The sequence below is a fragment of the Endozoicomonas sp. ALC013 genome, from assembly GCF_049310205.1.
Classification (GTDB): Bacteria; Pseudomonadota; Gammaproteobacteria; order Pseudomonadales; family Endozoicomonadaceae; genus Endozoicomonas.
The window spans coordinates 1-1,282 of sequence record NZ_JBLYNS010000386.1 but is presented as its reverse complement, the minus strand read 5'-3'; the positions used below and the strand labels follow the sequence as shown (position 1 = coordinate 1,282).

The window sequence follows — 1,282 nt, the reverse complement described above, 5'->3', positions numbered from 1 at the left end:
AATTCCTCAGCATATCGCCAACCTGCTGTGGGCCATGGCGAAACTGGTGGACAACGGTCAGAAACGGACATCAGAGCTCAATGAGGCCGTGGCCGCACTGTTGCCCCTCGTGAATTCAAAGAAAGACCAATTTATTCCTCAGAATATCGCCAACCTGCTGTGGGCCATGGCGAAACTGGTAGATAACGGGCAGGAGCCAACACCAGAGCTCAAAAGGGCTCTGGCCGTGCTGTTGCCCCACGTGAAGGCACAGAAAGCTAACTTTAACCCACAGGAAATCGCCAACCAGCTGTGGGCCATGGCGAAACTGGTGGACAACGGGCAGGAGCAGACACCAGAGTTCAACGAAGCCGTTGCTGCGCTGTTGACCTGCGTGACCGTACAAAAAGCTCACTTTAAACCACAGCATATCGCCAGCCTGCTGTGGGCCATGGCGAAACTGGTAGACAGCGGGCAGGAGCAGACACCAGGGCTCAACGAGGCTACGGCCGCGCTGTTGCCCCTTGTAAACGCACAGAAAGACCAGTTTAATGAACAAGGTATCGCCAACCTGCTTTGGACCATGGCGAAACTGGTGGACATCGGGCAGGAGTGGACACCAGAGTTCCAAGCGGCCATTGCCGCGCTGTTACCCCACGTGAACTCACAGAAAGCTAACTTTACACCTCAGGCAATCAGCAACCTTCTGTGGGCCATGGCGAAACTGGTGGACAACGGGCAGGAGTGGATACCAGAGTTTAAAGCGGCCATGGACGTGCTGTTACCCCAAGTGAACGCACAGAAAGCTAACTTTAAACCACAGGGTATCGCCAACCTGCTGTGGGCCATGGCGAAACTGGGTGAACTCGCTGAGCTGAATGTGGTTACCTCTACCTTCGAATCGCTTGTCTACCGAATCAGAGAAAGCCCTCAGCTCTCTAAGCAAGATATATCGATGTCTCTCTGGGGCGTAATGGTATGCTGTGCCAGGTTGTCTCTAGTCTCCAATGCCAATAACAATAACGTGCTTGAAAAGCACATGGATGACCTGTTGACTCGCCTGGAAATTACCTCGCCAGATCCAGATAATGAAGATGATCGATCCATCATGATCATGGCCGCCAGTTGGCTTGGTAGAGCCTCTTCGGTCGTCCCCCATTACCAGGCAACCATTTCAAAAACCCAGGCCGACTTCCGCGATCAACTCCAATCATCTATTCCATATCTGAAGATTGAAGAAGAAAAGAGTCTGAACTCATTACCTCCGGTTGACCTGCTGCTGCCAGATCACAACATGGTGATT

At 52.5% G+C, this 1,282-nt stretch carries 1 protein-coding gene; it reads left to right on the top strand.

What is annotated here, in order from left to right; genetic code table 11:
• Window positions 1-1,282 (top strand): DUF1601 domain-containing protein (locus ACO6V1_RS24005; RefSeq protein WP_422469126.1); only part of this gene is annotated, 1,282 nt, incomplete at both ends.